The 25,571-nt window shown below is 67.8% G+C and carries 28 protein-coding genes; 18 read left to right on the top strand and 10 right to left on the bottom strand.

All coding sequences use genetic code 11. The annotated features are described in order from the left end of the window. Positions 1 to 100 precede the first annotated feature (100 nt). Positions 101 to 1,663, top strand: coding sequence for an NAD(P)/FAD-dependent oxidoreductase (locus A5756_RS16550; protein ID WP_066954420.1), 1,563 nt, complete (start codon positions 101 to 103; stop codon positions 1,661 to 1,663). Positions 1,664 to 1,673: 10 nt separating this feature from the next. Here the strand turns inward: A5756_RS16550 and A5756_RS16555 are convergent, their stop codons facing one another. From A5756_RS16555 to A5756_RS16565, 3 genes are all read right to left on the bottom strand, one after another. Next, on the bottom strand, positions 1,674 to 2,282 hold the full coding sequence (locus A5756_RS16555) for a YbhB/YbcL family Raf kinase inhibitor-like protein (RefSeq protein WP_066954423.1): 609 nt from the start codon (positions 2,280 to 2,282) through the stop codon (positions 1,674 to 1,676). Positions 2,283 to 2,345: 63 nt separating this feature from the next. Then, complete coding sequence (locus tag A5756_RS16560) at positions 2,346 to 2,789, bottom strand: SRPBCC family protein (RefSeq protein WP_066954426.1); 444 nt, start codon at positions 2,787 to 2,789, stop codon at positions 2,346 to 2,348. A 35-nt stretch (positions 2,790 to 2,824) separates the two neighbouring features. After that, positions 2,825 to 3,829 carry a zinc-binding dehydrogenase gene (locus tag A5756_RS16565; protein ID WP_066954429.1) on the bottom strand — a complete coding sequence of 335 codons (1,005 nt, stop codon included), beginning with the start codon at positions 3,827 to 3,829 and terminating at the stop codon, positions 2,825 to 2,827. Between the two features lie 84 nt (positions 3,830 to 3,913). Between A5756_RS16565 and A5756_RS16570 the strand changes: the two genes are divergently transcribed. From A5756_RS16570 to A5756_RS16590, 5 genes are all read left to right on the top strand, one after another. Then, entirely contained in the window at positions 3,914 to 4,630 is a 717-nt protein-coding gene (locus tag A5756_RS16570) for an MBL fold metallo-hydrolase (protein ID WP_066954432.1), read from the top strand. A 211-nt stretch (positions 4,631 to 4,841) separates the two neighbouring features. After that, entirely contained in the window at positions 4,842 to 7,130 is a 2,289-nt protein-coding gene (aceA, locus tag A5756_RS16575; protein ID WP_066954435.1) for an isocitrate lyase ICL2, read from the top strand. A 377-nt stretch (positions 7,131 to 7,507) separates the two neighbouring features. Further along, positions 7,508 to 7,906, top strand: a complete 399-nt coding sequence (locus A5756_RS25945; protein ID WP_066954716.1) for a hypothetical protein — start codon at positions 7,508 to 7,510, stop codon at positions 7,904 to 7,906. Positions 7,907 to 8,090: 184 nt separating this feature from the next. After that, entirely contained in the window at positions 8,091 to 9,254 is a 1,164-nt protein-coding gene (locus A5756_RS16585) for an LLM class flavin-dependent oxidoreductase (protein WP_066954439.1), read from the top strand. A 71-nt stretch (positions 9,255 to 9,325) separates the two neighbouring features. Continuing rightward, positions 9,326 to 9,661: a hypothetical protein gene (locus A5756_RS16590; protein ID WP_156659573.1), complete on the top strand. Its 336-nt coding sequence runs from the start codon at positions 9,326 to 9,328 to the stop codon at positions 9,659 to 9,661. A gap of 52 nt (positions 9,662 to 9,713) precedes the next feature. On the opposite strand, the gene A5756_RS16595 is transcribed toward A5756_RS16590, so the two are convergent. Next, positions 9,714 to 10,181: an SRPBCC family protein gene (locus tag A5756_RS16595; RefSeq protein ID WP_066954445.1), complete on the bottom strand. Its 468-nt coding sequence runs from the start codon at positions 10,179 to 10,181 to the stop codon at positions 9,714 to 9,716. A gap of 215 nt (positions 10,182 to 10,396) precedes the next feature. Here A5756_RS16595 and A5756_RS16600 point away from each other — a divergent pair, with 215 nt between their 5' ends. The 4 genes from A5756_RS16600 (at position 10,397) to A5756_RS16615 (ending at position 15,086) form a co-directional block, all read left to right on the top strand. After that, on the top strand, positions 10,397 to 12,232 hold the full coding sequence (locus tag A5756_RS16600; protein ID WP_066954448.1) for a fatty acyl-AMP ligase: 1,836 nt from the start codon (positions 10,397 to 10,399) through the stop codon (positions 12,230 to 12,232). A gap of 76 nt (positions 12,233 to 12,308) precedes the next feature. Further along, a complete protein-coding gene (locus tag A5756_RS16605) occupies positions 12,309 to 13,541 on the top strand; it encodes a serine hydrolase domain-containing protein (RefSeq protein WP_066954719.1) in 1,233 nt (410 codons plus the stop codon). A 118-nt stretch (positions 13,542 to 13,659) separates the two neighbouring features. Next, positions 13,660 to 14,316: a hypothetical protein gene (locus A5756_RS16610; protein ID WP_066954451.1), complete on the top strand. Its 657-nt coding sequence runs from the start codon at positions 13,660 to 13,662 to the stop codon at positions 14,314 to 14,316. After that, complete coding sequence (locus tag A5756_RS16615; protein ID WP_066954454.1) at positions 14,313 to 15,086, top strand: YqjF family protein; 774 nt, start codon at positions 14,313 to 14,315, stop codon at positions 15,084 to 15,086. Before A5756_RS16610 ends, A5756_RS16615 begins: the two co-directional genes overlap by 4 nt. Position 15,087: 1 nt before the next feature. Here the strand turns inward: A5756_RS16615 and A5756_RS16620 are convergent, their stop codons facing one another. Beyond that, positions 15,088 to 15,858 (bottom strand): SDR family oxidoreductase, encoded by a 771-nt coding sequence (locus tag A5756_RS16620; RefSeq protein ID WP_066954457.1) that lies wholly within the window; start codon positions 15,856 to 15,858, stop codon positions 15,088 to 15,090. Between the two features lie 58 nt (positions 15,859 to 15,916). Between A5756_RS16620 and A5756_RS16625 the strand changes: the two genes are divergently transcribed. Next, positions 15,917 to 16,393, top strand: coding sequence for a nuclear transport factor 2 family protein (locus A5756_RS16625; protein WP_066954460.1), 477 nt, complete (start codon positions 15,917 to 15,919; stop codon positions 16,391 to 16,393). On the opposite strand, the gene A5756_RS16630 is transcribed toward A5756_RS16625, so the two are convergent. After that, a complete protein-coding gene (locus A5756_RS16630) occupies positions 16,394 to 17,131 on the bottom strand; it encodes a DJ-1/PfpI family protein (protein ID WP_066954463.1) in 738 nt (245 codons plus the stop codon). 18 nt (positions 17,132 to 17,149) lie between these two features. Further along, a complete protein-coding gene (locus A5756_RS16635) occupies positions 17,150 to 18,109 on the bottom strand; it encodes a GlxA family transcriptional regulator (RefSeq protein ID WP_066954466.1) in 960 nt (319 codons plus the stop codon). Positions 18,110 to 18,219: 110 nt separating this feature from the next. On the opposite strand from A5756_RS16635, the gene tpx reads away from it, so the two are divergent. Continuing rightward, positions 18,220 to 18,714: a thiol peroxidase gene (gene tpx, locus A5756_RS16640; protein ID WP_066954469.1), complete on the top strand. Its 495-nt coding sequence runs from the start codon at positions 18,220 to 18,222 to the stop codon at positions 18,712 to 18,714. Positions 18,715 to 18,834: 120 nt separating this feature from the next. Next, positions 18,835 to 19,146, top strand: a complete 312-nt coding sequence (locus tag A5756_RS16645; RefSeq protein WP_066954472.1) for a DUF4333 domain-containing protein — start codon at positions 18,835 to 18,837, stop codon at positions 19,144 to 19,146. Here the strand turns inward: A5756_RS16645 and A5756_RS16650 are convergent. After that, positions 19,127 to 20,086 (bottom strand): nitronate monooxygenase family protein, encoded by a 960-nt coding sequence (locus A5756_RS16650; RefSeq protein ID WP_066954475.1) that lies wholly within the window; start codon positions 20,084 to 20,086, stop codon positions 19,127 to 19,129. The two genes, A5756_RS16645 and A5756_RS16650, sit on opposite strands and share 20 nt — an antisense overlap. Next, positions 20,083 to 20,472, bottom strand: a complete 390-nt coding sequence (locus A5756_RS16655) for an NYN domain-containing protein (protein ID WP_066954478.1) — start codon at positions 20,470 to 20,472, stop codon at positions 20,083 to 20,085. Before A5756_RS16655 ends, A5756_RS16650 begins: the two co-directional genes overlap by 4 nt. Before the next feature lie 138 nt (positions 20,473 to 20,610). Here A5756_RS16655 and A5756_RS16660 point away from each other — a divergent pair, with 138 nt between their 5' ends. From A5756_RS16660 to A5756_RS16680, 5 genes are all read left to right on the top strand, one after another. Continuing rightward, complete coding sequence (locus tag A5756_RS16660; protein WP_066954481.1) at positions 20,611 to 21,795, top strand: acyl-CoA dehydrogenase family protein; 1,185 nt, start codon at positions 20,611 to 20,613, stop codon at positions 21,793 to 21,795. A 17-nt stretch (positions 21,796 to 21,812) separates the two neighbouring features. Next, entirely contained in the window at positions 21,813 to 22,715 is a 903-nt protein-coding gene (locus A5756_RS16665; protein ID WP_066954722.1) for an NAD(P)-dependent oxidoreductase, read from the top strand. A 9-nt stretch (positions 22,716 to 22,724) separates the two neighbouring features. Then, positions 22,725 to 23,174 (top strand): helix-turn-helix transcriptional regulator, encoded by a 450-nt coding sequence (locus A5756_RS16670; RefSeq protein ID WP_066954485.1) that lies wholly within the window; start codon positions 22,725 to 22,727, stop codon positions 23,172 to 23,174. Between the two features lie 4 nt (positions 23,175 to 23,178). Continuing rightward, positions 23,179 to 23,589 (top strand): VOC family protein, encoded by a 411-nt coding sequence (locus A5756_RS16675; RefSeq protein ID WP_066954488.1) that lies wholly within the window; start codon positions 23,179 to 23,181, stop codon positions 23,587 to 23,589. A 153-nt stretch (positions 23,590 to 23,742) separates the two neighbouring features. Then, a complete protein-coding gene (locus tag A5756_RS16680) occupies positions 23,743 to 25,197 on the top strand; it encodes an aldehyde dehydrogenase (protein WP_066954491.1) in 1,455 nt (484 codons plus the stop codon). Positions 25,198 to 25,259: 62 nt separating this feature from the next. Here the strand turns inward: A5756_RS16680 and A5756_RS16685 are convergent, their stop codons facing one another. Beyond that, positions 25,260 to 25,514 carry a hypothetical protein gene (locus A5756_RS16685; RefSeq protein WP_066954494.1) on the bottom strand — a complete coding sequence of 85 codons (255 nt, stop codon included), beginning with the start codon at positions 25,512 to 25,514 and terminating at the stop codon, positions 25,260 to 25,262. Positions 25,515 to 25,571 lie beyond the last annotated feature (57 nt).

Below are 25,571 nucleotides of genomic sequence, written 5' to 3' on the forward strand. Positions count from 1 at the left end.
GAATGGTATCCCAGCCGGCCAGAATTTGTCAGAACTGACATCTTCCAACCATGTCAGTACTGACATATCCTTGTCACGCGCCAATCGAGGGAGGAACGCCATGTCTGACTACGACGCGATCGTCGTGGGAGCGGGCCACAACGGACTTACCGCGGCCGCCGTACTGCAGCGCGCAGGCCTGCGGACGCTGTGCCTGGAAGGCAATACCTATGCGGGGGGCATGGCGGCGACCGTCGAACTGATCGACGGCTTCCGGTACGAGATCGCCGGCTCCGTCCAGTTTCCGACCGCGAGCCAGATCACCAAGGATCTCGGGCTGGACACCCTGCCCACGGTGGAGCCGGACGTGATGTCGACCAACATCGGCGACCACGGCGAGGAGCCGATGATCTTCTACCGCGACCCGATGCGGCTGATGACGCACCTGGCCGAGAAGCACGGCATGGAGGCCGTCACCGGCATGGCCGAACTGATCGGGTGGAGCCAGGGACCCGCAAAGGCACTGGGCCGCTTCGACGTTCGCACACCGCCCAAGACCCTCGACGAGATGTACGCCTGCGCGGCAAACGACGCCGAACGACGGGCCATTCACGAGATGTTGTTCGGGTCGGCGATGGACGTCATCGACCGCTACCTGCCCGACAAAGACAAGCACGCGGTCATGCGGGGGATGCTCGCGTTCCTGGCCGTCAACTCCACCTACCGCGGCCCCTACACGCCGGGCAGTGCCACCTGCCTGGCATTCGCTCTGGCGGTGCCGGACGACAGCACGGCGATGATGACCAAACTCAAGGGCGGCATCGGCGCGCTCACCGAACACCTGCGGGAGCTCTTCGTCTCCCACGGCGGTGAGATCCGCTTCCGCAGCAAGGTGGAGCAAATCCTCGTCGACCACGGCACCGTGACCGGCGTGCGGTTACGCGACGGCTCGACGATCACCGCCCCGATCGTGGTCTCCAACCTCGCGCCGGACGTCACCCTCACCGAGCTGATCGCACCCGAACATGTGCCGGGGGAGCTCATTTCACGTCTTGCCGGACGAGACCACCGTGCCTCCTTCGTGCAGATCCACTTCGCCCTCGACGGGCTGCCCGAATTCGCGCCGCCCTACGAGTTTTTGAACGAGGAAGGCATGCAGCAGTCGGTCGGGATCTTCGGCGATCCCGAAGAACAACAGCTGCATTGGGAGAACTGCCGTCGGGGCATCGTCCCGGACAACCCGTCGATGGGGATGCAAATACCGTCCGTGCATGATCCGGGGATGGCGCCGCCCGGTAAGCACGCCGCGAGCGCCTACGCTTACGCCTTCCCGGTCGAAGTCGACCGCCACGATCATGGGCAACTCAAAAATGTTATGGCACAGCGTGTTATCGACAAGATCACCCGGTTGGCCCCGAATTTCAAGGACATCGTGATCCGTCACATCACGTTTGCGCCCTACCACATGAACACGATGTTCGGTGCGCCCGCGGGCGACTTCTGCCATGGGCTGCTGCATCCGGACTTGATGGGCCCGAACCGCCCCGGTCCCAAGGGATTCCTCGACTTTCCGATTCCCATCGCGGGGCTCTACCTCGGCGGTGCGGGATGCCACGGTGGGCCCGGCATCACGTTCACGCCCGGCTATAACGCCGGCTATCAGGCGCTCGAAGACATGGCCTGAAAGCGCATCCTCAGCCTCCGAAGGTTCCGGTCAGTCGCGCCTGCGCGTTCGCGGCGCCGCCAATCGCCTGCGCCGCCTGCACGCCGGCGAGCCCGTCGGGCAGCCGGTAGTCGTTGGGAAGCTGGTAGAGGGTGAACCGGTAATGATGCGTGCCGGTACCGGCCGGCGGGCAGGGTCCCTTGTATGCGAGCTCGCCGGCGGTGTTCGGCAAGGTGGTCGCGCCGGCCGGCGTCTGACCGTCGGCGGTGCTGCCGGAACCGGGGCCGATGCCGACCACCACCCAGTGCACGTAGAGACCGTTGACGGCGTCAGGGTCGTCGACCACGAGTGCGGCACCCAACGGCGCCGACCACGTCAGCGGGGGGGCCGTGTCCGCCCCCTTGCACGTGTACTGCACGGGGATCGGCGCACCGTCGCGGAACGCCGGACTGCTGATGGTTAACGGCCCGTCGACGGGGGCGGCCGGGACGGTCCGCCCAAGGGTGGTGACCTTCGGCGTCGACGGTGCCGTCATGCGGGTGTCACCGTGGCCGCCGCGGCCGGCCGCCGCGCCGAGGATCGCCAACGCACCGGCGAGCGATGCGACCCGTCGAAAGTTGCTCACGGGTTTCGGTTTCATATGGACAGTGTCGCTCGCGCGGCGCCCATCCGAAAGCGCCCGATTCAGACGGCCTGGGTGCCGTTACTTGCCGCCCTTGCGCTCCAGGACCCGTTTACGCAATCCCTTGGTGGCCGTGTCCATGAGGCTCTTGGAGCCTCGCTTGATCAAGAACCCGGGCACCGGCATCAACAGGTCCACGGTGAGATCGAAGTTCACCCGCGTGGAGTCTCCGTCGGGCGTCAGCGTGTAGCGACCGTCTTGCGCGCGTTGCTGTTTGGCGCTGACCAGAGTCCAGCTGACACCGTCGTCGTGAACGGTGTACGCCAACTCCTGCTCGTCGCTGACACCGACGAGTTTGACCACTTGCTTCGATCTGGTGGGGTGGCCCTGATCGTCCCGCTCGAGAACCTCCACCTTCTGGTGAACCGAGGACCACTCGGGCAGCGATTCGATGTCGAACAGCACATCCAGTATCTGATCCGGTGTCGCTTCGATGACGACCTCGCGGGATTCGGTGACAGCCATGGGAGATAGATAACCACTGCAGCGCCGCTAAAAACTCACGGCACCAGGACTACCTTGCCGACGTTCTCCCGGGCCGCCAGGATGCGGTGTGCCTCCGGCGCGTCGGCGAACGGCACGGCCGCGTGGATGACGGGAGCGATCGTTCCGTCGGCGAGCGCCTGGGCCAGCGGAGTGATCCACGGCTCGAGCGTGCCGCGGTCGTCCCACAGCCGCAACATGTTGAGGCCGATCACCGCCTTGGACTCCGAGAGTTGATCGATCAGGTTGAACCCGCGCAGCATCGCCAACGCGTGCGGGGCGGCCGCCCGCAGCGAGCGCTTCTCGCCATGCTGCAGGTTCGACACCCCGTACCCGACCAGCCGTCCGCCCGGCCGCAGCAATGCGTAGGACCGCCGCAGCGACGTGCCACCGAGCGCGTCGAGCACCACGTCGTAGGGATCCAGGCCACGCCACCAGCCGTCACGGCGGTAGTCGATCGCCCGGTCCACCCCCAGTTCGGCCAGCTTCTCGTGTTTCGCCGGCGACGCGGTGCCATGCACCTCGGCCCCGGCGGCCTTCGCGAACTGGATGGCCGCGATACCGACCCCGCCGGCCGCGGCGTGCACCAGCACCCTTTCCCCGGCGCGCAGCGACCCGTACCCGTGCAGCGCGGCCCACGCGGTCGCGTAATTGACCGGGACGGCGGCGCCCTCCTCGAAGCTCATTGCGGCCGGCAGCGGCACCGAGTCGCTCGCGGCCACGTTGACGATCTCGGCATAGCCGCCAAAGCGGGTACCCGCCAGCACCCGGTCGCCGACGCGGCCGGGATCGACACCGTCGCCGACGGCCTCGACGGTCCCGGCGACTTCGTAGCCGACGACCGCCGGGAGCTTCGGCGCATCCGGATACATGCCGACGCGGGCGAGGTGATCGGCGAAGTTCACGCCCGCTGCGCGCACCGCCACCCGCAGCTGCCCCGGACCCGGCGGCGGGGGGTCGGGCCGCTGCTGGACCCGCAGCACCGACGGACCGCCACGCTTGGTGATGACGACTGCGCGCATCGCGAATACCTTCTCTCCGGCCGTTGCCAACGTGTCAACTATGTCCGACCTGTTCGGCCCAGCCCCGGGCGCTACCTTGCTCGTGTGCACCTCGCGTGGGAACGGTTGACGGCCACCGTGCATCGCTGCCGGCTGCCGTTCTGCGATGTCACCGTCGGATTGGTGTGGGGCCGCACCGGGGCACTGCTGGTCGACGCCGGCACGACGCTGTCCGAGGCGGCCGCAATCGACGCCGGAGTGCGACGGCTCGCCGGCCGCCCTGTCAGCGATATCGTCTTGACGCACAAGCATTTTGACCACGTTTTGGGTTCTTCGGCGTTTGCGGACGCGAATGTCTACTGCGCACCCGAGGTGGTCGAATACCTGTCGTCCGGAACCGACCGGATGCGTGACGACGCGTTACACCACGGCGCCGACGCCGCAGAGATAGACCGAGCGATCGCGGCGTTGCGACCCCCGCGGCGGGGGGTCTTTCACGCCACCATCGACCTCGGCGACCGCACCGTGACGATCGCCCACCTGGGCCGTGGCCACACCACCTCCGATCTGGTGGTGGTCGCTCCCGGGGGAGCCGACGATCCGGTCGTCGTGTTCACCGGCGACCTTGTCGAAGAGTCCGCCGAACCCGCGATCGACGCCGACTCGGATCTGGCGGCCTGGCCGGCCACACTCGATCGGCTGCTCGAGGTCGGCGGCACGGACGCGGTCTACGTGCCGGGCCACGGAAGGGTCGTCGACGCAGAGTTCGTCCGTCGCCAGCGGGAGTGGTTGACCCGGCGCGCGGCCGGCGGCCCCAACTGATCCGACCTTGCGTGCGAAGAGTGTTGCGCCGCAAGCGGTGCACACCGAGGCCGTGCGCCCGGCGCCCCGCGGCCGTGCCGTGCCGGCGCCGGCTGGTGGATACAGGCGTCCGGCAACAGTTTTGGCATGGGTCTTTCGACCCCTGATTGAAAGGTCATCTCCGGGGATAGACTCCGTCCAGGGGAATCATGCCGAAGAGGAGCGTAGGGCCATGGCCATCATTGACTCGGACACCGAAGTCCGGACATCGTTCGAAGACGACATCGCCGCCACGCAGCGGTACATGGACGACCCGCGCTTCGCCGGCATCACGCGCCTCTACACGGCCCGCCAGGTAGTCGAGCAGCGCGGCACCATCCCGTCCGACTACCCGGTGGCACGCAACGCGGCCGCCGCCTTCTACGACCGGCTGCGCGAGCTGTACGCCGCGAAGAAGAGCATCACGACCTTCGGCCCCTACTCGCCCGGCCAGGCGGTGGCCATGAAGCGGATGGGCATCGAGGGCATCTACCTCGGCGGCTGGGCCACCTCGGCCAAGGGCTCCACCACCGAGGACCCGGGTCCCGACCTCGCCAGCTATCCCCTCAGCCAGGTGCCCGACGACGCGGCGGTGCTGGTGCGCGCCCTGCTCACCGCTGACCGCAACCAGCAGTACCAGCGCCTCAACATGACCGAACGGCAGCGCGCCACCACACCCGCGTACGACTACCGCCCGTTCATCATCGCCGATGCGGACACCGGCCACGGCGGTGACCCGCACGTGCGCAACCTGGTCCGCCGCTTCGTCGAGGTCGGCGTGGCCGGCTACCACATCGAGGACCAGCGCCCGGGCACCAAGAAATGCGGCCACCAGGGCGGCAAGGTGCTGGTGCCGTCGGACGAACAGATCAAGCGGCTCAATGCGGCCCGGTTCCAGCTCGACGTCATGAAGGTGCCCGGCATCATCGTCGCCCGCACCGACGCCGAGGCGGCCAACCTCATCGACAGCCGCGCCGACGAACGTGACCAGCCGTTCCTGCTCGGCGCCACCAACCTCGACATCCCGTCGTACAAGGCGTGTTTCCTGGCGATGGTCCGGCGCTTCCACGAGCTGGGGATCAAGGAGCTCAACGGCCACCTGCTCTACGCTCTGCCCGATTCGCAGTACACCGCCGCCACCGCCTGGCTGGAGCGCCAGGGCATCCAGGGCTTGATCTCCGACGCCGTGAACGCCCGGCGCGAGGACGGGCAAGGTTCTATCGACGACCTCTTCGACCAGGTCGAGTCGCGATTCGTGGCGGCGTGGGAGGACGATGCCGGGCTGATGACCTACAGCGAGGCCGTCGCGGAGGTGCTCTCGTTCGACGAGACCGAAGATGAGTCACCGAGCATGACCCCCGACGAGTGGCGCCAGTTCGCGGCCCGCGCATCGCTTTACGCCGCGCGGGAGAAGGCGAAGGAACTGGGCGTCGATCCGCCGTGGGACCCGGAGTTGTCGAAAACGCCGGAGGGCTACTACCAGATCCGCGGCGGCATTCCGTACGCCATCGCCAAGTCGCTCGCGGCCGCACCGTTCGCCGACATCCTTTGGATGGAGACGAAGACCGCCGATCTCGCCGACGCCCGTCAGTTCGCCGACGCGATCCACGCCGAATTCCCGGAGCAGATGCTGGCCTACAACCTCTCTCCGTCCTTCAACTGGGACACCACCGGGATGACCGACGAGGAGATGAAGCGCTTCCCCGAGGAGCTCGGCAAGATGGGCTTCGTCTTCAACTTCATCACCTACGGCGGCCACCAGATCGACGGCGTCGCCGCCGAGGAGTTCGCCACGTCGCTGCAGCAGGACGGCATGCTGGCGCTGGCTCGGCTGCAGCGCAAGATGCGCCTGGTCGAGTCGCCCTACCGCACCCCGCAGACCCTGGTCGGCGGGCCACGCAGCGACGCGGCGCTGCAGGCGTCGTCCGGGCGCACGGCGACCACCAAGGCGATGGGCAAGGGTTCGACCCAGCATCAGCACCTCGCGCAGACCGAGGTGCCCAAGAAGCTGCTGGAGGAGTGGCTGGCGTTGTGGAGCGAGAACTACCAGCTCGGCGAAAAGCTGCGGGTGACCCTGCGGCCCCGCCGCGCCGGTTCGGACGTTCTCGAGCTCGGCATCTACGGCAACGGGAACGAGCAGCTGGCCAATGTCGTCGTCGATCCCATCAAGGACCGGCACGGCCGCAGCATCCTGCAGGTCCGTGACCAGAACACCTTCGCCGAGAAGCTGCGCCAGAAGCGCCTGATGACGCTGATTCACCTCTGGCTGGTGCACCGGTTCAAGGCCGACGCGGTTTACTACGTGACGCCGACCGAGGACAACCTCTATCAGACCGAGAAGATGAAGTCCCACGGGATCTTCAGCGAGGTCTACCAGGAGGTCGGCGAGATCATTGTCGCCGAGGTGAACAAGCCGCGCATCGCCGAGCTGCTGACCCCCGACCGGGTGGCGCTGCGCAAGCTGATCACCAAGGAAGCCTAGGGAGCGGACGCAGGTCTGACCGCTGCTGCTGATGCGGGCTCACGGCGCGGACTCGGTATCCAATTTACGAATAAGAAAATTTCTTATTACCTATGTAGCAAATTCCCGCATAGCAACAGTTGTCCGGGGATACGATTTGGCTCGCCGATGGCCCATTAGCCCGAGATGGGCCATCGGCTCCCAACGCACTCGCTTCCGTTGCGTTTAATGCTTGGCGCCAGCCGCGCCCGCCGCTTGTACCGATGGCCCATCCCGGCGGATGGGCCATCGCCGTTTCCGGGCAGAAGTCCCGCATCGAATCCCGTTTGCAGGGGCACGAGCCGGGGTAAGGAGAAGTGGACCAGTTGCCGTGGCGCAAGTGGGGATTGGGGACTTCGATGAGATCTGCAGGCAGGACGTCGGTCGCTCTCTTCGGCGGCGCGGCGATGCTCGTGTTCGCGGTCGGCTGCGGCGGCGGCAACAAAGGGCCGAGCAGCAGCAGCACCACCCCGACGACCACGCCGTCGTCCAGCGTGGCTCCGTCCACACCTGGCGGCGGCAGCAGCGCTCCGGGCGGCCCCACCGGCGGTGGCGGCCCCGGCGGCGGTGGCGGCGGCGTTCCCGGCGGCCCGACGGGTGGCGGTGGCCCGGGCGGCGGTGGCGGCGGCGTCCCCGGCGGCCCCACGGGTGGCGGCGGCCCCGGCGGCGGAGGCGGCAGCATCCCCGGCGTCGGGGGTGGCGGCGGCGGCCCGGGCGGCGGCGGCGGATGCGTCGGCAACGTCTGCGGCGGCTACTGACCTCACGCGCTGAGCTCGCCGTAGCGCACCGCGAAAAAGACTTGCTCCCTTAGTCGGCGGGGCCGGGATCACCTGGCCCCGCCGGCTGAAAACCCGCTCCTTGCCGAGCGTTCTTCCGTGACGGCCTAGGCCGAACACCGCATCCGAGTTATGGTTCAGGCCAATCGGATGCAAGGGAGCCTCAATGACGAAGCTCAGGTTTGGATACTTCATCGCCCCGTTCCATCGGGCGGGCACAAATCCCACGCTCGCATTGCAGCGCGACTTGCAGTTCATCGAGCACCTCGACGCACTCGGCTTCGACGAAGTGTGGATGGGCGAACACCACTCGGCCGGCAGCGAGATCATCAGCTCGCCCGAGGTATTCATCGCCGCCGCGGCCGAGCGCGCCAAGCGCATTCGCTTTGGCACCGGGGTCATTTCGCTCTCGTACCACAACCCGCTGTGGGTCGCCGACCGGCTGATGCTGCTGGATCACCTCACACATGGCCGCATCATCGGCGGTGTGGGGCCGGGCTCCCTGCCCAGCGACTCGTCCATGATCGGGCTCACGCCCACCGACACCCGCGAACTGCTCGAAACGAATCTCGACATCGTGGTGCGGCTGCTGGCGGGGGAGACCGTGAGCGCCAAGACGGCCACGCACCAACTGTTCGACGCCAAGCTGCAGCTTGCCCCGTACTCGGACGGCGGGATCCCGCTGTCGGTCGCCGCGGTCGCCTCGCCGACCGGTGCACGGCTGGCCGGAAAACACGGCATCGGCCTGCTCTCCATCGGGGCGACGTTGACCGTCGAGGGCTTCAACGCGCTCTCGTATCACTGGGGCATCGTTGAGGAGCGCGCGGCGACCTTCGGCACGCAGGTCGACCGCAGGAACTGGAGCCTGGTCGGACTGTTCCACCTTGCCGAAACGGAAAAGCAGGCCCGGGAAGAGGTCAAGTTCGGCATCGAGCCGTGGTTCCGGTACTTCCAGAAGGTGGCCGCCTTCCCGCAGATGACGATGCCCGGCGAACAGCTGGACGAGATGATCGACGTCATCAACGAAAACGGGGCGGGCGTGATCGGCACGCCCGAGCGGGCGCGCGGGCAGGTTCAGCGGCTGTGGGATCAATCCGGCGGGTTCGGCTGCATGCTGCAGATGGGCCACGAGTGGGCCAACCCGGCCGCCACCAAACGGTCCGCCGAATTGTTTGCCGCCGAAGTCATGCCGCATTTCCAGGGCCAGGCACAACCGACGCTGGACGCCGCCGCGCGCGCCGGGCAGGCCCGGGACAGCTTGGCGCAGTCGCAGTTGGACGCGGTCGCGCACATGACGAAGAAGTATCAGGACGAGGTCGACGCGAAGTAGGGGGCGGACTTCATATTCGCCGAACAGCCGCCGCCCAGGCGGTAGCTAGGGTCTCGGCGCATAACTGAAAGATGACTACCCGCGCCCCTGACCACCGCCGGCGACGAATGGTGCGGCTCCTTCTCGCGGGAGCCGCGGCCGTCGCCCTGCTCTCCCTCCTCGGCACGGCGCAGGGACCGGTGCGCCTGACCGACGTGGCCGTATCGCCCCAGACACCGCCCAACTTCTCCGGCGGCTTTGCCGCCGATGACGGCGACGACGAAGCCCAACTGCAGCAGCAGCTCGCCCAGCAGCAGCTGCAACAGTCCATGCAGCAGGCGGAACAACAGAACGAACAGGCCCAGCAGCAGTTCGAGCAGAGCATGCAGCAGGCTCAGCTGGACGAGCAACAGGCCAACAACCCGTAGACCCTGCCTGAAAGCGCGGCGGCCGCCTCCCGCGGCCGTCATGCGCCCGGTGCTACCGCCCGGCGTTCGATTCCCGCTCGGCGGCCTTCACCAGCCGGCCGGCGAAGAACCGAACCGCTCCGCCCATGGCGGCCCGCATCACCGGGCCCGTCCCGCGCACTCCCTCGGTGAACGAGCCGGTCCAGCGGATGTCGGTTCCGCCCGCCGGGTTCGGCGTGAAGACCACCTCGCCCGAGTAATCCTTGGCCGGAGTCGGGGGGCCGACGAGCTTGTAGGCGTGCCGGCGGTCCTGCTCGTACTCGACGGTCTCCTCCTGCACCAGCACGGGCCACATCCCCACCTTGCGGACGGCCCCGATTCCGCCGGGCGCGGGATCGCCCTGCCGGGCCCAGCTCGAGTGAACGACGATGGGCTTGGCCCACTTCGACCAGTTGGCGCCGTCGGTCACGAGCCGGAACAGCGTCGCGGCGGGCGCGGTGCTGGTGCGGTTGATCTCGAATGAAAACGTCCTGCCTGACATGGCCAACTCCCGGTGCGATCATCGACGACCCTGCATGCCGCTCGCGCGTAGGCTACCGCCCACGCCGTGGTCACCGTGACGAGGGCGCACAACGGTCGCCGACGGGCCGGCGCCGACTGGCGAATTCGATTCCCTCCGAAAGCTTTTCGCGCGGGGCGTCCCGACAACTCTTCGCGGCGCGGCTGCTGCGGCATCCCCTTGCCTACAGTAGGGCCATGGAGTTCGGTTCGCGGCAGCACACCAGGCCCGTCCCCGGCCTGCTCGAGATCGAGGACTGCCTGGATGCCGCGGGCAACATCCTGGTGCCGCCCGACGTCACGCTGATCTCGCTCGTCGATCGCAACATCGCCAATGTCGGTGACGCCGTGGCGTACCGCTTCCTGGACTACAACCGTTCGGCCGACGGCCATGTCGAAGAGGTGACGTGGAACCAGTTCGGTGTCCGGCTGGAAGCCATCGGCGCGCGCGTCCAACAGGCCGCCGGCCATGGCGATCGAGTCGCGGTCCTGGCGCCGCAGAGCCTCGACTACGTGATGGGGTTCTATGCCGCGATCAAGGCCGGAACCATTGCGGTGCCGCTGTTCGCGCCCGAGTTGCCCGGCCACGCCGAACGCCTGGACACTGCGCTGCGCGATTCGCAGCCGACGGCCGTGTTGACCACATCGGCGGCCAGGAACGCGGTCGAGGATTTTCTGAGCACCCTCCCGCAACGGCACCGGCCACGGGTCATCGTGATCGACGAGATCCCCGACTCGGCGCGGGATTCATTCGCCCCCAATGAGTTACGCCATGACGACATCTCTCACCTGCAGTACACGTCGGGTTCGACGCGGCCCCCGGTCGGCGTCGAGATCACGCACCGGGCGGTCGGCACCAACCTCGTGCAGATGATCCTTTCCATTGACCTGCTTGACCGCAACACGCACGGCGTGAGCTGGTTGCCGCTCTACCACGACATGGGGCTATCGATGATCGGCTTCCCGGCGGTATACGGCGGGCACTCCACGCTGATGTCGCCCGCCGCGTTCGTCCGCAGGCCGCTGCGCTGGATCAAGGCATTGTCGGCCCAGACGGGCCGGGCCGTCACCGCGGCGCCGAACTTCGCCTACGAATGGACCGCCCAGCGGGGGCTGCCCGCGCCGGGCGACGATGTCGACCTGAGCAACGTGGTGCTGATCATCGGGTCCGAACCCGTCCGCATCGAGGCGATCACGGCGTTCAACAAGGCGTTCTCCCCGTACGGATTGCCGCCGACCGCGTTCAAGCCGTCATACGGCATCGCGGAGGCCACCCTGTTCGTTGCGACCATCGCGCCCGCCGCGGAGGCGACCGCCGCCTACTTCCACCGCGAGGAGCTGGGCGCCGGCCGCGCGGTGCGGGTTGCGGCGGGCGACCCCGAGGCCGTGGCGCAGGTCTCCTGCGGCCAGGTGGGCCGCAGCGAATGGGCCGTCATCGTCGACCCGACCACCGGGACGGAACTGCCCGACGGTCAGGTCGGCGAGATCTGGGTGCAGGGCAAAAACGTCGGCGGGGGCTACTGGGGACTGTTCGGCGAAACCGGGCGAGCGTTCGGCGCCCGGTTGCGATCGCGATTCGCCGACGGCAGCCACGCCGAGGGCTCGGTGCTCGATGGCCAGTGGCTGCGGACCGGGGACTTGGGTACCTATCTCGACGGCGAGCTGTACGTCACCGGCCGGATCGTCGACATGGTCACCATCGGCGGCCGCAACCACTACCCACAGGACATCGAGGCGACCGTCGCCGAAGCGTCCCCCCTGGTGCGGCGCGGATACGTGACCGCCTTCGACGTGCCCGGCGAGGATACCGAACAGCGACTGGTGATCATCGCCGAGCGGGCGACGGGCACCAGCCGCGCCGACCCGCGGCCGGCCATCGAGGCCATCGGCGCCGCGGTCCTGCGACGCCACGGGCTGCCGGTCGCCGAGGTGTGTTTCCTGCCGGCCGGCGCCATTCCGCGCACCACCAGCGGCAAGCTGGCGCGGCGGGCCTGCCGCGCCCAGTACCTGAACGGCAGCCTGGGTGGCCACTGACCCGGCCGGGCTGAGACGGCCCGAAAAGCGCTGCTCGCGTCCGGCGCTGGCTTAGTCTCCTTTCGGAGGCGTGACGATGGTGCTCAAGGTTGCGGTGTCGGCGGACCTGATCGGCGGCGACGTGGACGCCGGCTACGGAAAGGTCGCCGACGCCTTCCGCGCCAGTTTCCGCGACGGCGCGGAAGTCGGCGCGGCCGTCGCCGTCTACCGCGACGGGGTCAAGGTCGTCGACCTGTGGGGCGGCTACCGGAACGGGTTGGCGAGACAACCCTGGCGGGCCGACACCATGGTCAACATGTTCTCCACGACCAAAGGGGTCGCCGCCCTGGTCGTGGCCGTCGCGGTGTCCCGCGGACTCATCTCCTATGACGCCAGGGTGGCCGATTACTGGCCGGAATTCGCGCGGGCGGGCAAGGGCGACGTGACGGTCCGCCAACTCCTGGGGCATCAGGCCGGGCTGTGCGCGCTCAAACCGAAGCCGGCGCTGGTTGACGTCGCCGACCCGGCCAGGCTCTCGCCCATCCTGGCGGCCCAGGCGCCGGCGTGGCGACCGGGTTCGCGGCACGGTTACCACGCGATCACGCTGGGCTGGTACGAATCCGAGCTGATCCGCCGGACGGACCCGGCCGGCCGCACGCTGGGCCGCTTCATGGCCGACGAGATCGTCCGGCCGCTCGGGCTCGACCTGCACATCGGCCTGCCGGATTCGGTCAACCGTGAGCGGGTCGCGCACATCCACAACTGGGTTCGCCCCGAAACGCTGCTGCATTTGAACGTCATGCCCCGGGGATTCGTGGCTGCCTCGCTCAACCCGGTCGGCCTGACCGCCCGCGCGATCGCGGTCCCGCGGGGCGTCAACCCGTTCAACGGCGACTACAACCGCGAGGACGTTCGGACGGTCGAGATCCCGTCGGCCAACGGCATCGGCACCGCCCGGTCGGTGGCGCGCATATATGGCAGCGCGGCAACCGGGGGAGCCGAGCTCGGCCTCGGCGGCGACACCGTCGAAGCTCTGGCGGCACCGGCGCTCTCGCCGAGCCGGGGCGTTCGCGACAAGGTGATGAATGTCGACGTGGAGTATTCCCTCGGCTTCTGTAAACCCGTGCCGCACTTTGCATTCGGCTCTTCGGGCCGGGCCTTCGGGACTCCCGGCTTCGGCGGCTCTTTCGGCTGCGCCGACCCGGACACCGGCGTCGGCTTCGCCTACGTGATGAACCGGCTGGGTTTTCACCTGTGGAGTGACCCGCGCGAACTCGCCTTGCGGCAGGCGTTGTTTCGCGACGTCCTCGGGGTGCGACCGCAGACGTGACATCGCCGCTCCCTGGGTCGCCGACTGTGGGCCCTGTGTACGGGCCCGGCACTGGATTCGTCCTCGGTCCCCGCGTTCGACGTCCGTCTTGGCCGGCCGCGGGTGGCATCCTGGCCGTGTGGGTTTACTCATCCGGTTGGCGGAGCTGTTGATCGTCATCCTGCCCCTGGCTGGGGCCACCATCGCCGCGGTGCGCGCATTCAGCGCCAACCGCCGGCCGGCCGAACCACCGCCGCAGATCGATCGGACGGAATCACCGGACACCGCCGACAACCACATCGCCCAGTGGCGGTCGCTGCGCCGCGTCCTCGAGGAGCACAGCCGCACCGACGCGCGCTGGCTCGAATACGAACTCGACGTCGCCAAGTTGCTCGACTTTCCGCTCATGACGGACATGCGCGACCCGCTCACGGTCGCCTTCCACAAAGCCAAGCTCCGAGCGGACTTCCTGCGCCCCGCCAAAGCCGAAGACCTCCTCGACGACCGCGAAACGGCCGCGCAGTACCGGACCGCCGTCGAGGACTACCTGACCGCCTTCCACGCCGCCGAGACGGAAGCGATACGCAGGCGGCGCAGCGACTTCTCTCGAGCGGACCAGCAGCGGATCGCGCGCGCTCAGAACCTGCTACGGGTCGCGGCGGATTCCGCCGCGACAGGGCAGGAACGCCGGCAGGCCTATGAGTTGGCGCGCCAGGAACTCGAGGGGCTCGTCGTCTTGCCGGCCACCACGCAAGCCGGCATCGAACGAAAGGTCTTCGGGGAGTTGGAGGGATGACCGCGACTCCCGAGTCGCCGACGCCCGAACCGGGCGGCGGCCGGGGGCTCGAGGGATACCCGCTCACCCCGCCGCCGCTTCGCGGTCCCGTCACCTTCGATCAGTGCTGGCGTGAACTGACCTTCATCCACTGGCCGGTGCGGCCCGACACCGTCGAGACGATGTACCCGCCCGGCACCCGGCCCGACGTCTTCGCCGACGGGATGACCTACGTCGGGTTGGTCTCGTTCGTCATGGGCAGCACCAAAGTCGGCTCCGTGCTGCGACTTCCGTACTTCGGCAGCTTCCCGGAGACAAACGTCCGGCTGTATTCGGTCGACGACGCCGGCCGGCACGGTGTGCTGTTCCGGTCGCTGGAAACGGCGCGGCTCGCGGTCGTGCCCGTCACCCGCGTCGGCCTCGGCGTTCCCTACACCTGGGCGAAAATGCGGACGAACCGGCACGGCGACCGCGTCACGTACGACAGCGTGCGGCGGTGGCCCCGCCGCGGTCTGCGCAGCCGGATCGAGGTCGCCATCGGCGCGCCGGTGAAACCGACACCGCTGGAAATCTGGCTGACGGCCCGATGGGGTGCGCACACCCGCACGGCCGGCCGCACCTGGTGGGTACCGAACGAACACGAGACCTGGCCGCTGTACGCGGCCGACATCGTCGAGCTCCACGACGACCTGGTGGCGGCCAGCATGGTTCGGCGCGCCGGCGAGCCGTTGCGCGCGCTCTTCTCGCCCGGTGTGCGAGCCCGTTTCGGCCGCCGCATCGTCGTCGCATGAGCTACGGGCAGGTGTATCCGCCGTCGATCACGACGTCCGAACCGGTCATATAGCTGGAAGCGTCGCTCGCCAGGTAGAGGTACAGGCCGGTCAGTTCTTCGGGCCGGCCGATCCGCCCGAGCGGAATCTTCGGCTCCCACAACCGGTGATACTCCGTCATCGGCTCTACGAGTTCGGTCAGGATGTAACCCGGGCTGACGCTGTTGACCCGAATATTGTGCGGGGCCAACTCCACGGCCATGGCCTTGGTCAGGTGAATCACCGCCGCCTTGGACGTGCAGTAGTGGCCCACTTGCTGCGGCACGTTGATGATGTGGCCCGACATGGAGGCCGTCGTGATGATGGCGCCGCCCCGGCCCTGCCGGACCATGACCCTGGCCGCCGCTTGCGCCGTGAGGAAAACGCCTGTCACATTGGTGGTTTGGATGCGTTCGAACTCTTCGAGCGACATGTCCAGCATCCCGTTGACCGTGATGATGCCGGCGTTGCACACCGCGATGTCGACGCCGCCCAACTCCGCGGTCACCCGCTCCAGCATCTCGGTGACTTGATCGGGTTGGGTCACGTCGCAGGCGACGGGCACGACCTTGCCGTCGCCGTCCGCCGCGATCTCCCGGGCCACCTGTTCCAGACCCTCGGCTCGCCGCGCCGCGATGGCCACGTCGGCACCCGCTTGCAGATATGCCTGCGCCACTTTCTTGCCGATGCCGCTGGATGCCCCAGTCACCAGCGCCCGCTTGCCGCGCAGATCAAACAACTTCAAGACGTTCATGCCATATCCCTATCCAGACGAGCTTCCTCTAACCGAAACACGTTCTAGTGTGTCCGCCATGGGCAAATTCACCAGGGCAGAAATCGAGCAAGCCGTCGAGAACTACACGCGGGTAGTGGAGGGGTGCAGCGCGTCGGGCGACTGGCGACCTTTCGCCGATCTCTTCACCGAGGATGTCGTCTACACCGAACATCACTACGGGGTGTTCCATGGCCGCGAGGCAGTGCGGGACTGGATCGTCGCCGTCATGGCACCGTTCCCGCACATGCGATTTCCGTCCGACTGGACCGCCTACGACGAGGACAACGACGCGGTCGTCGTGATGATCAAGAATCTGCTCGACCATCCGACGGACCCCAAGGGTGAACCCTTCTGGTTTCCGAACTGGACCCGGCTGGTCTATGCCGGGGACGGACTGTTCTCCAGCGAGGAGGACATCTACAACCCCAACCGGGACGCGCCCGGTGTGGTGGCCGCCTGGCTACAGGCCGGCGGCCGGCTCGAGTCCGACGAAATCCTGCAGCCGGGCGCCTGACTAACTGGTCACCGGCTGTCGCCCCCGCCGCCGCGACCGCACGGCCGCCAACGCCTCCTCCCACGCCAGCATCGTGGCCGCCTTCACGTTGGCCGGCTTCACACTCTCCCTGGACAGCAGCGCGGTCGCAGCCGCCTTCGTGGCGGCCGACGCCTTGGACATGTGGCCGGAATCGAACGGCGGCTGCGGATCGTATTCGAGCGCGAGTTGGATTGCCTTGGCGCGGCTTTCGCCGCCGATCTGCGCGGCCAGCCAGAACGCGAGATCGAGTCCCGCGGAGACGCCCGCGCTCGTGACGATGTCGCCTTCATGCACGACGCGTTCGTCGGCCACCGGGACAGCGCCAAAGGCCTTCAGCGCGGGAATGGTCAGCCAGTGCGACGTGGCCCGCCGCCCTTCGAGAAGTCCGGCCGCCGCCAGGATCACCGACCCGGAGCACACCGACGTCGTCCATCGGGCGGTCCGATGCGCCCGGCGCAGCCAGTCCAGCAGCGCCTCGTCGCGGGCATGCACCGGGGTCGACGGGCCGCCCGGCACCAGAACCACGTCGGGCGAGGGTGTTTCGGCCAGTGCGTGGGTGGCCCCGATGACCAGCACAGCGGAGTCCGCGGTGATCGGCCCGGGCTCGTGCCAGACGAACCGCACCTCGGCGTCCGGCAGATTGCGCAGCACCTCATAGGGGCCGATCATGTCGAGCGCGGTGAATCCCGGATAGGTCACGATTGCGATTTGGGTCATGGTGTCGTCCTTTCGATTTCAGGCAAAGGCCTTGCGGTACTGGTCCGGCGGAATGCCGACCCGGCGAAGGAAGTTGCGCCGCATGGTTTCCGCGGTGCCGAAGCCGCAGCGGGTGGCGATCGCGACGACGGTGTCGTCGGTCTCCTCCAACTGCCGGCGCGCGGCCTCGGTGCGGACGCGTTCGACGTATTGGCCGGGCGCCTCGCCTACCTCGGCCGTGAACACACGGGTGAAGTGCCGCGGGCTCATCGCCGCGCGACGGGCCAGCTCGTCGATGCTGTGCTCGCCACCGGGTTGGGCCTCGATCGCCTCCTGCACCGCGCGGATCGCGTTGCGTTTCGCGCGCGGCATCCACACCGGCGCCGCGAACTGCGTCTGTCCGCCCGGCCGGCGCAGATACAGCACCAGCCAGCGGGCGACCGTCTGCGCAACCTCGGTGCCGTGGTCATCCTCGACCAGTGAGAGCGCCAGGTCTATCCCCGCGGTGACTCCGGCGGCCGTCCATACGGTGTCCGAGGTGCGGACGAAGATCGGATCGGCGTCGACTTCGATCGCGGGGAACTCGCGGGCCAACCGCCCGGCGAAGGCCCAGTGCGTGGTGACCCGCTGCCCGTCCAGCAGCCCGGCCTCGGCCGCCAGGAACGCGCCGGTGCAGACGGTGACCACGCGGCGGGCGGTTCCGGCGACGGCCTTGATCCAGCCGATCAGCTCGGTATCCGACCGGGCCGCCTCGACACCTCCGCCGCCCGGCAGCACGACCGTGTCGATCTTCTCGTTGGGGTCGTTCGGGGCCGGCAGCGGCGCAGCGACGAAGGCCAGCCCGGTCGGGGTGGCCACGGGGCCGCCGCCGACCGAGCCCACGACGACCTCGTACCCGCCCCCGGTGAGCAGCGAGGCGCCGGTGAAGACATCGTGCGGGCCCACCACATCGAGCGCCTGCACGCCGGGGAAACCGGCGATGACGACCTTGCGAGTCATGGACTCAAGTGTTCGGCACGCAGCCACATGTCGTCTACGCCCTGCAACCCACCAATTAGGACATGGGACCTGACCCATGGTGGCCAAGGCGCGCTTGGCAGACTGTCCGCATGGCACAGATAACGTTGCGTGGAAACCCGATCAACACCGTCGGCGAGCTGCCTGCCGTCGGATCCCCGGCGCCGGCATTCAGCCTGACTGGCGGCGATCTGGGGGCGGTCAGTAGCGACCAGCTCGGCGGTAAAGCCGTGGTGCTCAACATCTTCCCGTCCGTGGACACGCCGGTGTGCGCGAGCAGCGTACGGACCTTCAACGAGCGCGCCGCCGCGAGCGGAGCCACGGTGGTGTGCGTGTCAAAGGACCTGCCGTTCGCGTTCGCCCGATTCTGTGGCGCCGAGGGCATCGACAACGTCAAGACGGGCTCGGCGTTCCGCAGCAGCTTCGGCGAGGACTACGGCGTCACCATCAACGACGGGCCGATGGCCGGTCTGCTGGCCCGGGCGATCGTCGTGGTCGGCGCCGACGGGAAGGTCAGCTACACGGAGTTGGTCCCCGAGATCGCCCAGGAGCCCAACTACGACGCGGCACTGGCCGCGGCGGGCTGACCCGATCCGCCGACTGCGGTTGCCCCCAGGCGCGGGCCTCCCGTCGCTCGTTTGCGAGCTGACAATGTCCGTCGCTGTGAGCTGTTCTAACGCGCCGATTGCGTGTTAGCCTGACCGGCTATGGATTGCGGCAGATTTCCGGTCGTCGCGGGCGTGCTGGCGACTCTGGTGGCCCTCCAGGTCGCCGGATGCAGCGCGAAGTCGACGGTCAAACCCGACGGCGCGGCGCAATCCGTCGTCGACGTCGTCTCGCGCCAGACGGGATTCCACCCGACCGACGTGAGCTGTCCCTCCGGTGTCGAAGCCAAGGTGGGCCAAGAGTTCGACTGTCACTTCACCGGGCCGGAGGGCAAGGGCTACACCGCGCACATGCGCATCACCAAAGTCGAAGGCGAGCAGGTCGTCTTCGACGTCAAGAGTCGCCCAAGCTAAGCCCCGGCGGCCCGAACAGGTCCGCGGTGGCCGCCAGCGCTTCGCCGCATCCCGCCCACATCCGCTTGATGATGTCGGCCGCCGGCGGGATGTCCTCGATCCGCCCGGCCACCTGACCGGTGTTGGCGACACTGGCGTCCATGTCCCCGTCGAAATACAGCCGCTGCACCCGTTGCAGCGCCGCGGCGCCGTCGCCGGAAGACATCGCGGTGTCCAGCCTTTCGGCGGCGGCCGTCCGGATCACCCGCATCATGCGTTTGCCGTCGAGGGGGAGGAGCACGGTGGAGGTTTCATCGGCCGCGACGACCGCCTGCTTGAGGTTGCCGTGCACCGGGGAATCCGCCGAGGCGAGCAACCGCGTCCCCATTTGCACGCCCTCGGCTCCGAGGACGAACGCGGCCGCCATCGAGCGCGCGTCGCAGATCCCTCCAGCCGCCACGATCGGCACGTCGACCTGCGCCGCCACCAGCGGCAGCAGCACCATGGTCGACGCACCGAATCGGTTCTTGAACCCGCCGCCCTCGACGCCCTCGACCACGAGCCCGTCCACTCCGGCGTCCACGGCTTTCCGGGCAGCCGCGAGGGTGCCCACCACATGGAACACGGTGATCCCGGCATCGTGGAGCCGTCCGATGAACAGCGCCGGATCGCCGGCCGATGTGGTGACGAAGCGAATGTCGTTGGCTACCAGGAGATCCACGGTGGCCGGGTCGCGGTTCATGATCAGCGCGATGTTCGCGCCCACCGGACGGTCGGTGAGGTCACGGACGCGCCGCAGGTCGGCCCGCCCCTGCTCGGATGTGGTCTCGATGACGCCCAGCGCGCCCGCGTTGGACACCGCGGCGGCCAGCTGGGCGCCGGCGATATAGGTCATCGGCGCCTGGATGATCGGGATGTCGACCCCGGCGGATGCACAGACCCGGTTGCGGCTGGTGTTCATCGGGCCCGCTGCCCCGGGGGGTCGATGAGGTCGCGGAAGCTTGCAGCGGGGTGGACCGAGGCGCCCAGGCTCAGCACGCGGTCGCTCAGCCCTTTGTCCGACGTCACCACCCGAATGTCGTGCGGCCGGGGGTCGGCCTGGACGCGCCGGACGATCTCGTCGTCGGCCGAGTTGGCGGCCGCCCGGGGCGCGTACGCGATCTCGATCGCCGCCGCGGGAATGGCGCTCGACGGCGGCCGTTCGAACACAACCGTCACGTGGTCGCCTTGGGTGGCGGCCCATCGGTCGAGGCGGTCGGCCAATGCGGCCATGGCGCGACCGCGGTCCTTCCACCACCCGTCCGGGCGGCTCCCGATCACATTCATGCCGTCAACGATCCAGCGCACGCCCCTACGGTAAGGCGACATTTCGGCGTACCGCTTCCGGCCCCGTGTCCCGCGATTCATTCTTTTCAGCGCTAAGCGGTTGGTACGGTCACCGATATCAGTTTCCCGCTGATGCCGTCGCGATGATGGGACAGGTGGATGACGTCGATAGCCGACACCGATGACCGGGTTGTCTCGCTCGCCCGCGGAATGCGCGACCTGGTGCGCGCCGAGGCCGCAGAATCCGAGCGGATGCGCACCCTTACCCCGGCGATCGTCGACGAGATGTGGGCGACCGGGCTGATGTCCGCGTTCAACCCGGCCCCGGCGGGCGGTACGGAGCCGTCGTTCACCGAGATGATCGAAACCTGGATCGAAATGGCTTGGCAGGACGGCTCTTTCGGGTGGGTCGGCATCGCCAACCTGCCATCTTCCTTCGCCGTCGCGGCGTATCTGCCCGACGAGGGTTTTGCCGAGGTGTTCACGGCGCACGACAACCGCGTCACGATGGGCGGCCAATTCTTCCCCAACGGGCAGGGATCCGCCGTCGATGGCGGCTACCTGGTGAGCGGGTCGTGGAACTTCGGCTCGGGCATCGGGCATTCCCAGTACGTCGCCGCCGGGTTCCTTCCGATGGACAACGGCGAAATGCGCTGGATCAGTGAGGGCTTCCCCGAGATGCGGGTCGCGGTGATTCCCCGGGATCAGATCAGCTTCAACGACGGCTGGTTTGTCCAGGGGCTCAAGGGAACCGGGTCCTATGATTACAGCGCCCAGGAGGTGTTCGTACCGGCGAGCCGCACCTTCGAGCTCTTTGTGCGTCAGCCGTATCGCGGGACGTCGCCGGCCACCCGGATGGGGCTGATGCCGGTGACCGCCGCCGGTCACGCGTCGTGGGCCCTGGGCGTCGCCAAGAGCATGCTCGACGACGTCCAGGAGTTGGCGGCGACGAAGTTCCGGATGAGTGACATGGCGTCGCTGGCCAGCCGCCCGACCTTCCAGAAGGGGCTGGCGCACCACCGCGCGGCCTGGCGCGCCGCTCGGCTGCTGGTGCTCGACGCGTTCACCACCGCCGAGGCCGCGGTCGCGTCGGGGGAGGAGCTGACACCGTTGCTGCGCGCGGACATGCGCGTGGCGGCGGTCTTTGCGACCGACACGGCCCGAAGCTGCGCCGAGTGGGCGCACCTGGTCGCGGGCACCAGCTCGATCCGGGAGGGTACCCGGTTGGAGCGCGCTTTCCGGGACATCTACACCGGGACGCAGCATGCCTTCATCAGCGAGAAAGTCGCCATCGACGTCGCGCAGATCTGGCTCGGCATCATCGACGACCAACCAGGGCTGTGAGTCGCTACTATCAGCGCATGCGCGGCTCGAAGATCCTGATCACCGGTCCGACCGGTCAAATCGCAACCCCCATTGCGCGGGCGCTCGCGGCCGACAACGAGGTGTGGGGCATTGCCCGCTTCACCGATCCGGCGGCCCGGGAGGGCCTGGAGAAGGCTGGCGTCCGATGCGAGAAGGTCAACCTGGCAGCAGGTGACTTCGCCAGTCTGCCAACCGATTTCGAGTACGTCCTGAACCTGGCAGTGGCCAAGAGCGGGAACTGGGACAAGGACCTCGCCGCCAATGCGGAGTCGGTGGGTCTGCTCATGGCGCACTGCCGCGATGCCAAGGCGTTTCTGCATTGTTCGTCCGCCGCCGTCTATGACCCGCCGGGCGACGATCCGCGAACCGAGGCCGCCGCCCTGGGCGACAACCACAAGTGCCTGTTCCCCACCTACTCCATCTCCAAGATCGCCGGGGAGGTCGTCGCCCGTTCGATGGCGCGGGCCCTCGGAGTGCCCACCACCGTCGCCCGGCTCAACGTCCCATACGGCGACAACGGCGGGTGGCCGTTCTACCACATGGAGATGCTGCTGGCGGGCATCCCGATCCCGGTCCCGCCCGGGGAACCCGCGCGCTACAACCCGATTCACGAGGACGACATCATCGCGACCATTCCGAAGCTGCTGGAGGTGGCGTCGGTCCCGGCGACCACGGTCAACTGGTGCGGTGACCAAACGGTCAGCATCCAGGAGTGGTGTGGCTACCTGGGCTCGCTGGTGGGCAAGGAGCCGGTCTTCGAGGTGAGCGCTCAGGCGCTGCGCGGCAATCCCACGGACAGCGTCCGGATGCACGAGCTGATCGGCGGCACGACGGTCGACTGGCGTGACGGGCTGCGCCGGATGGCGACCAAGTTCCATCCAGAGTTGGTCGGCGCGTAGGGATTACCGGTGCGCCAAGGAGCCGACGCGGCGCAGCGCCTGCGCAACCTCACGCTGCTCCGCCGCGTCCGGGACCGGATCGATCGCGAGTATGCACGGCCGCTGGACGTGGAGGCGCTCGCGCGTGACGTGCACATGTCCGCCGGCCACCTGAGCCGCGAGTTCCGCCGTGCCTACGGCGAGTCGCCATACTCCTATCTGATGACGCGGCGCATCGAGCGCGCGATGGCGCTGCTGCGGCGTGGCGACCTGAGCGTCACCGATGTGTGTTTCGCGGTCGGTTGCTCTTCGTTGGGCACCTTCAGCACTCGCTTCACCGAACTGGTCGGCGTGCCGCCGAGCACCTACCGGCGCCTGGGGGTGGACACGCTGGCCGGAATGCCGCCCTGCGTGGCCAAACAGGTGACCAGACCGATCAGGAATCGAGAAGCATCGGTCACCGGGCCGCGCTTAGCCTGACCCCATGGATATCACGATTCACTCGAGCTTCCTGCCACACGACGACCCGGAATCCTCGCTCGCCTTCTACCGCGACACCCTCGGCTTCGAAGTCCGCCTTGACGTCGGAAAGGGCAAGATGCGGTGGATCACCGTGGGACCTCCGAACCAGCCCGACACGTCGATCGTCCTGAATCCGCCGGCCGCCAACTCGGGCATCACCGATGACGAGCGGCGCACCATCGCCGAGATGATGGCCAAGGGCAGCTACGCCACGTTGCTGTTGGCGACCAAGGACCTCGACCGCACCTTCGAGCAGCTGCAGGCCAACGACGTCGACATCGTCCAGGAGCCGACAGAACAGCCGTACGGACTGCGGGACTGCGCGGTCCGCGATCCCGCGGGCAACCTGATCCGCATCCAGGAACTGCGCTGAGTGCTGCGCTAGCCAATCGATACCAACCGCTTTCGCGGCACGGCGCCGCGGTCTGATCCGTGAACGCGGCCTTGACCGGCTGCACACACAATGCTAAGCAAGTGCTCAGCATTGTGTGCCGGCCGAACGGCACCGCGATACGGAAGGGATCGGATGACGCTGCAGACGGTATTGGAGGACCTCCGAAACCGCCCGGGAACGGGCGAGGTCATCGCGGTCATCGACCCCGCCACCGAGGAGACGATCACCGAGTTCACCGACTGTGGGGAAGCGGCGGTCGACGGTGCCGCCGCGCGGGCGAGGGCTTCCTTCGAATCGGGCGCCTGGTCCCAGCTGCCGGGCCGCGAGCGCGCCAAGATCATGTGGCGTATCGCGGATTTGATCGACGAGCATGCCGAAGAGTTCGCCCAACTCGACTCGCTCAACACCGGCATGCCGTTGATGCAGGCGCAGTTGCAGATGTCGACCTGCTCGGAGTTCTTCCGCTACTACGCGGGCTGGTGTTCCAAGCTCAACGGCGTCGCGTATGACGTGAAGACGGACGGCATCGCCACCGACGCCTTCGTCAACATGCATGCCTACACGCTCAAGGAGCCCTTCGGCGTGGTGGGGCTGATCTTCCCGTGGAACGGCCCGATCTTCAATGCCAGCGCGAAGCTGGCGCCCGCGCTGGCGGCCGGGTGCAGCATGCTCGTCAAACCCGCGGAGGAGACCCCGCTGTCGGCGGTCTTGCTGGACAGGCTGATTCACGATGCCGGTGTCCCCGAGGGAGTGGTCAACCTGCTGACCGGTTACGGGCATACCGCCGGTGCGGCGATCACCGCGCATCCCGACGTCGAGAAGGTCGCCTTCACCGGGTCGACCGAGGTCGGCAAGGAGATCGTGCGGGCCTCGGCCGGCAACCTGAAGAAGGTCATGCTCGAACTCGGCGGGAAGTCGCCGGTGCTGATCTTCGACGACGCCGACCTGGACAAGGCGATCATGATGGCGTCGTTGGGCATCTTCGTGCACTCCGGGCAGGGATGCGTATGTGGCTCGAGGATTTTCGTGCAGCGTGGGGTGTACGACCGCGTGGTGGAAGGCATTGCGCTGATGGCTGACACGTTCAAGCTGGGCGCGCCCAGCGAAGAGGGCTGCGTCAGCGGACCGTTGATCAGCCAGAAGCAGCTGACCCGCGTCATGGGTTTTATCGACGAGGGCAAGAGTGACGGCGTCGAAGTGGTGACCGGCGGCTACCGCCTGGACCGCAAGGGCTACTTCGTGCACCCGACGGTGCTGACCAACGTCGACCCCGGCATGCGGCTGTATCAGCAGGAGATCTTCGGGCCGGTGGTCAGTGTCCTGCCGTTCGACGATGAGGACGAGGCCGTGGCCATGGCCAACGACACCACCTACGGCCTGGCGGCCACGGCCTGGACGGAGAACCTCGGCCGCGCCCACCGCATCGTCAAGCGGCTGCAGGCCGGCAGCGTTCAGGTGAACTGCCAGTTGGTGTTCGACCACGATGTACCGTTCGGCGGTTACAAGCAGTCCGGCTGGGGTCACGAGTTCGGGCGTGAGGGCATCGAGGCCTACCTGAAGACGAAGTCGGTCTGGGCCCAGCTCTAGCCTTCGAACGCAAGAGTTCCGAACCTCCATGAGGTTCGGAACTTCGCGCTGCTACGGACGAGTCAAGAGCCCTTGGCGTAGCGGGTCAGGAACCCAGCGGCCGCAACCGCCGAGACCGCACCGATCACGCCCCACAGCACCAACTGGAAGACCATCGACCCCAAGAACCAGCCGAATGTCATCCCGATGTAGAGGGCCCAGATCAGCCGGAAAGCGCTCCACAGCGCCACGGCGCCGGCGCTGAGCCCGATGTAGAGGCTGCGCTGCCGGTCCACCCGGTTGATCTGCTCTTCGATGCTGGCCGGGACGATCTTCATTTCTGACTTCCTTTCGTGGGGCGGCGCCGGACTGGCGTCGTCGTTGCGCCAAGTACA

The sequence above is a fragment of the Mycobacterium sp. 852002-53434_SCH5985345 genome, from assembly GCF_001667155.1.
Lineage (GTDB): Bacteria > Actinomycetota > Actinomycetes > Mycobacteriales > Mycobacteriaceae > Mycobacterium.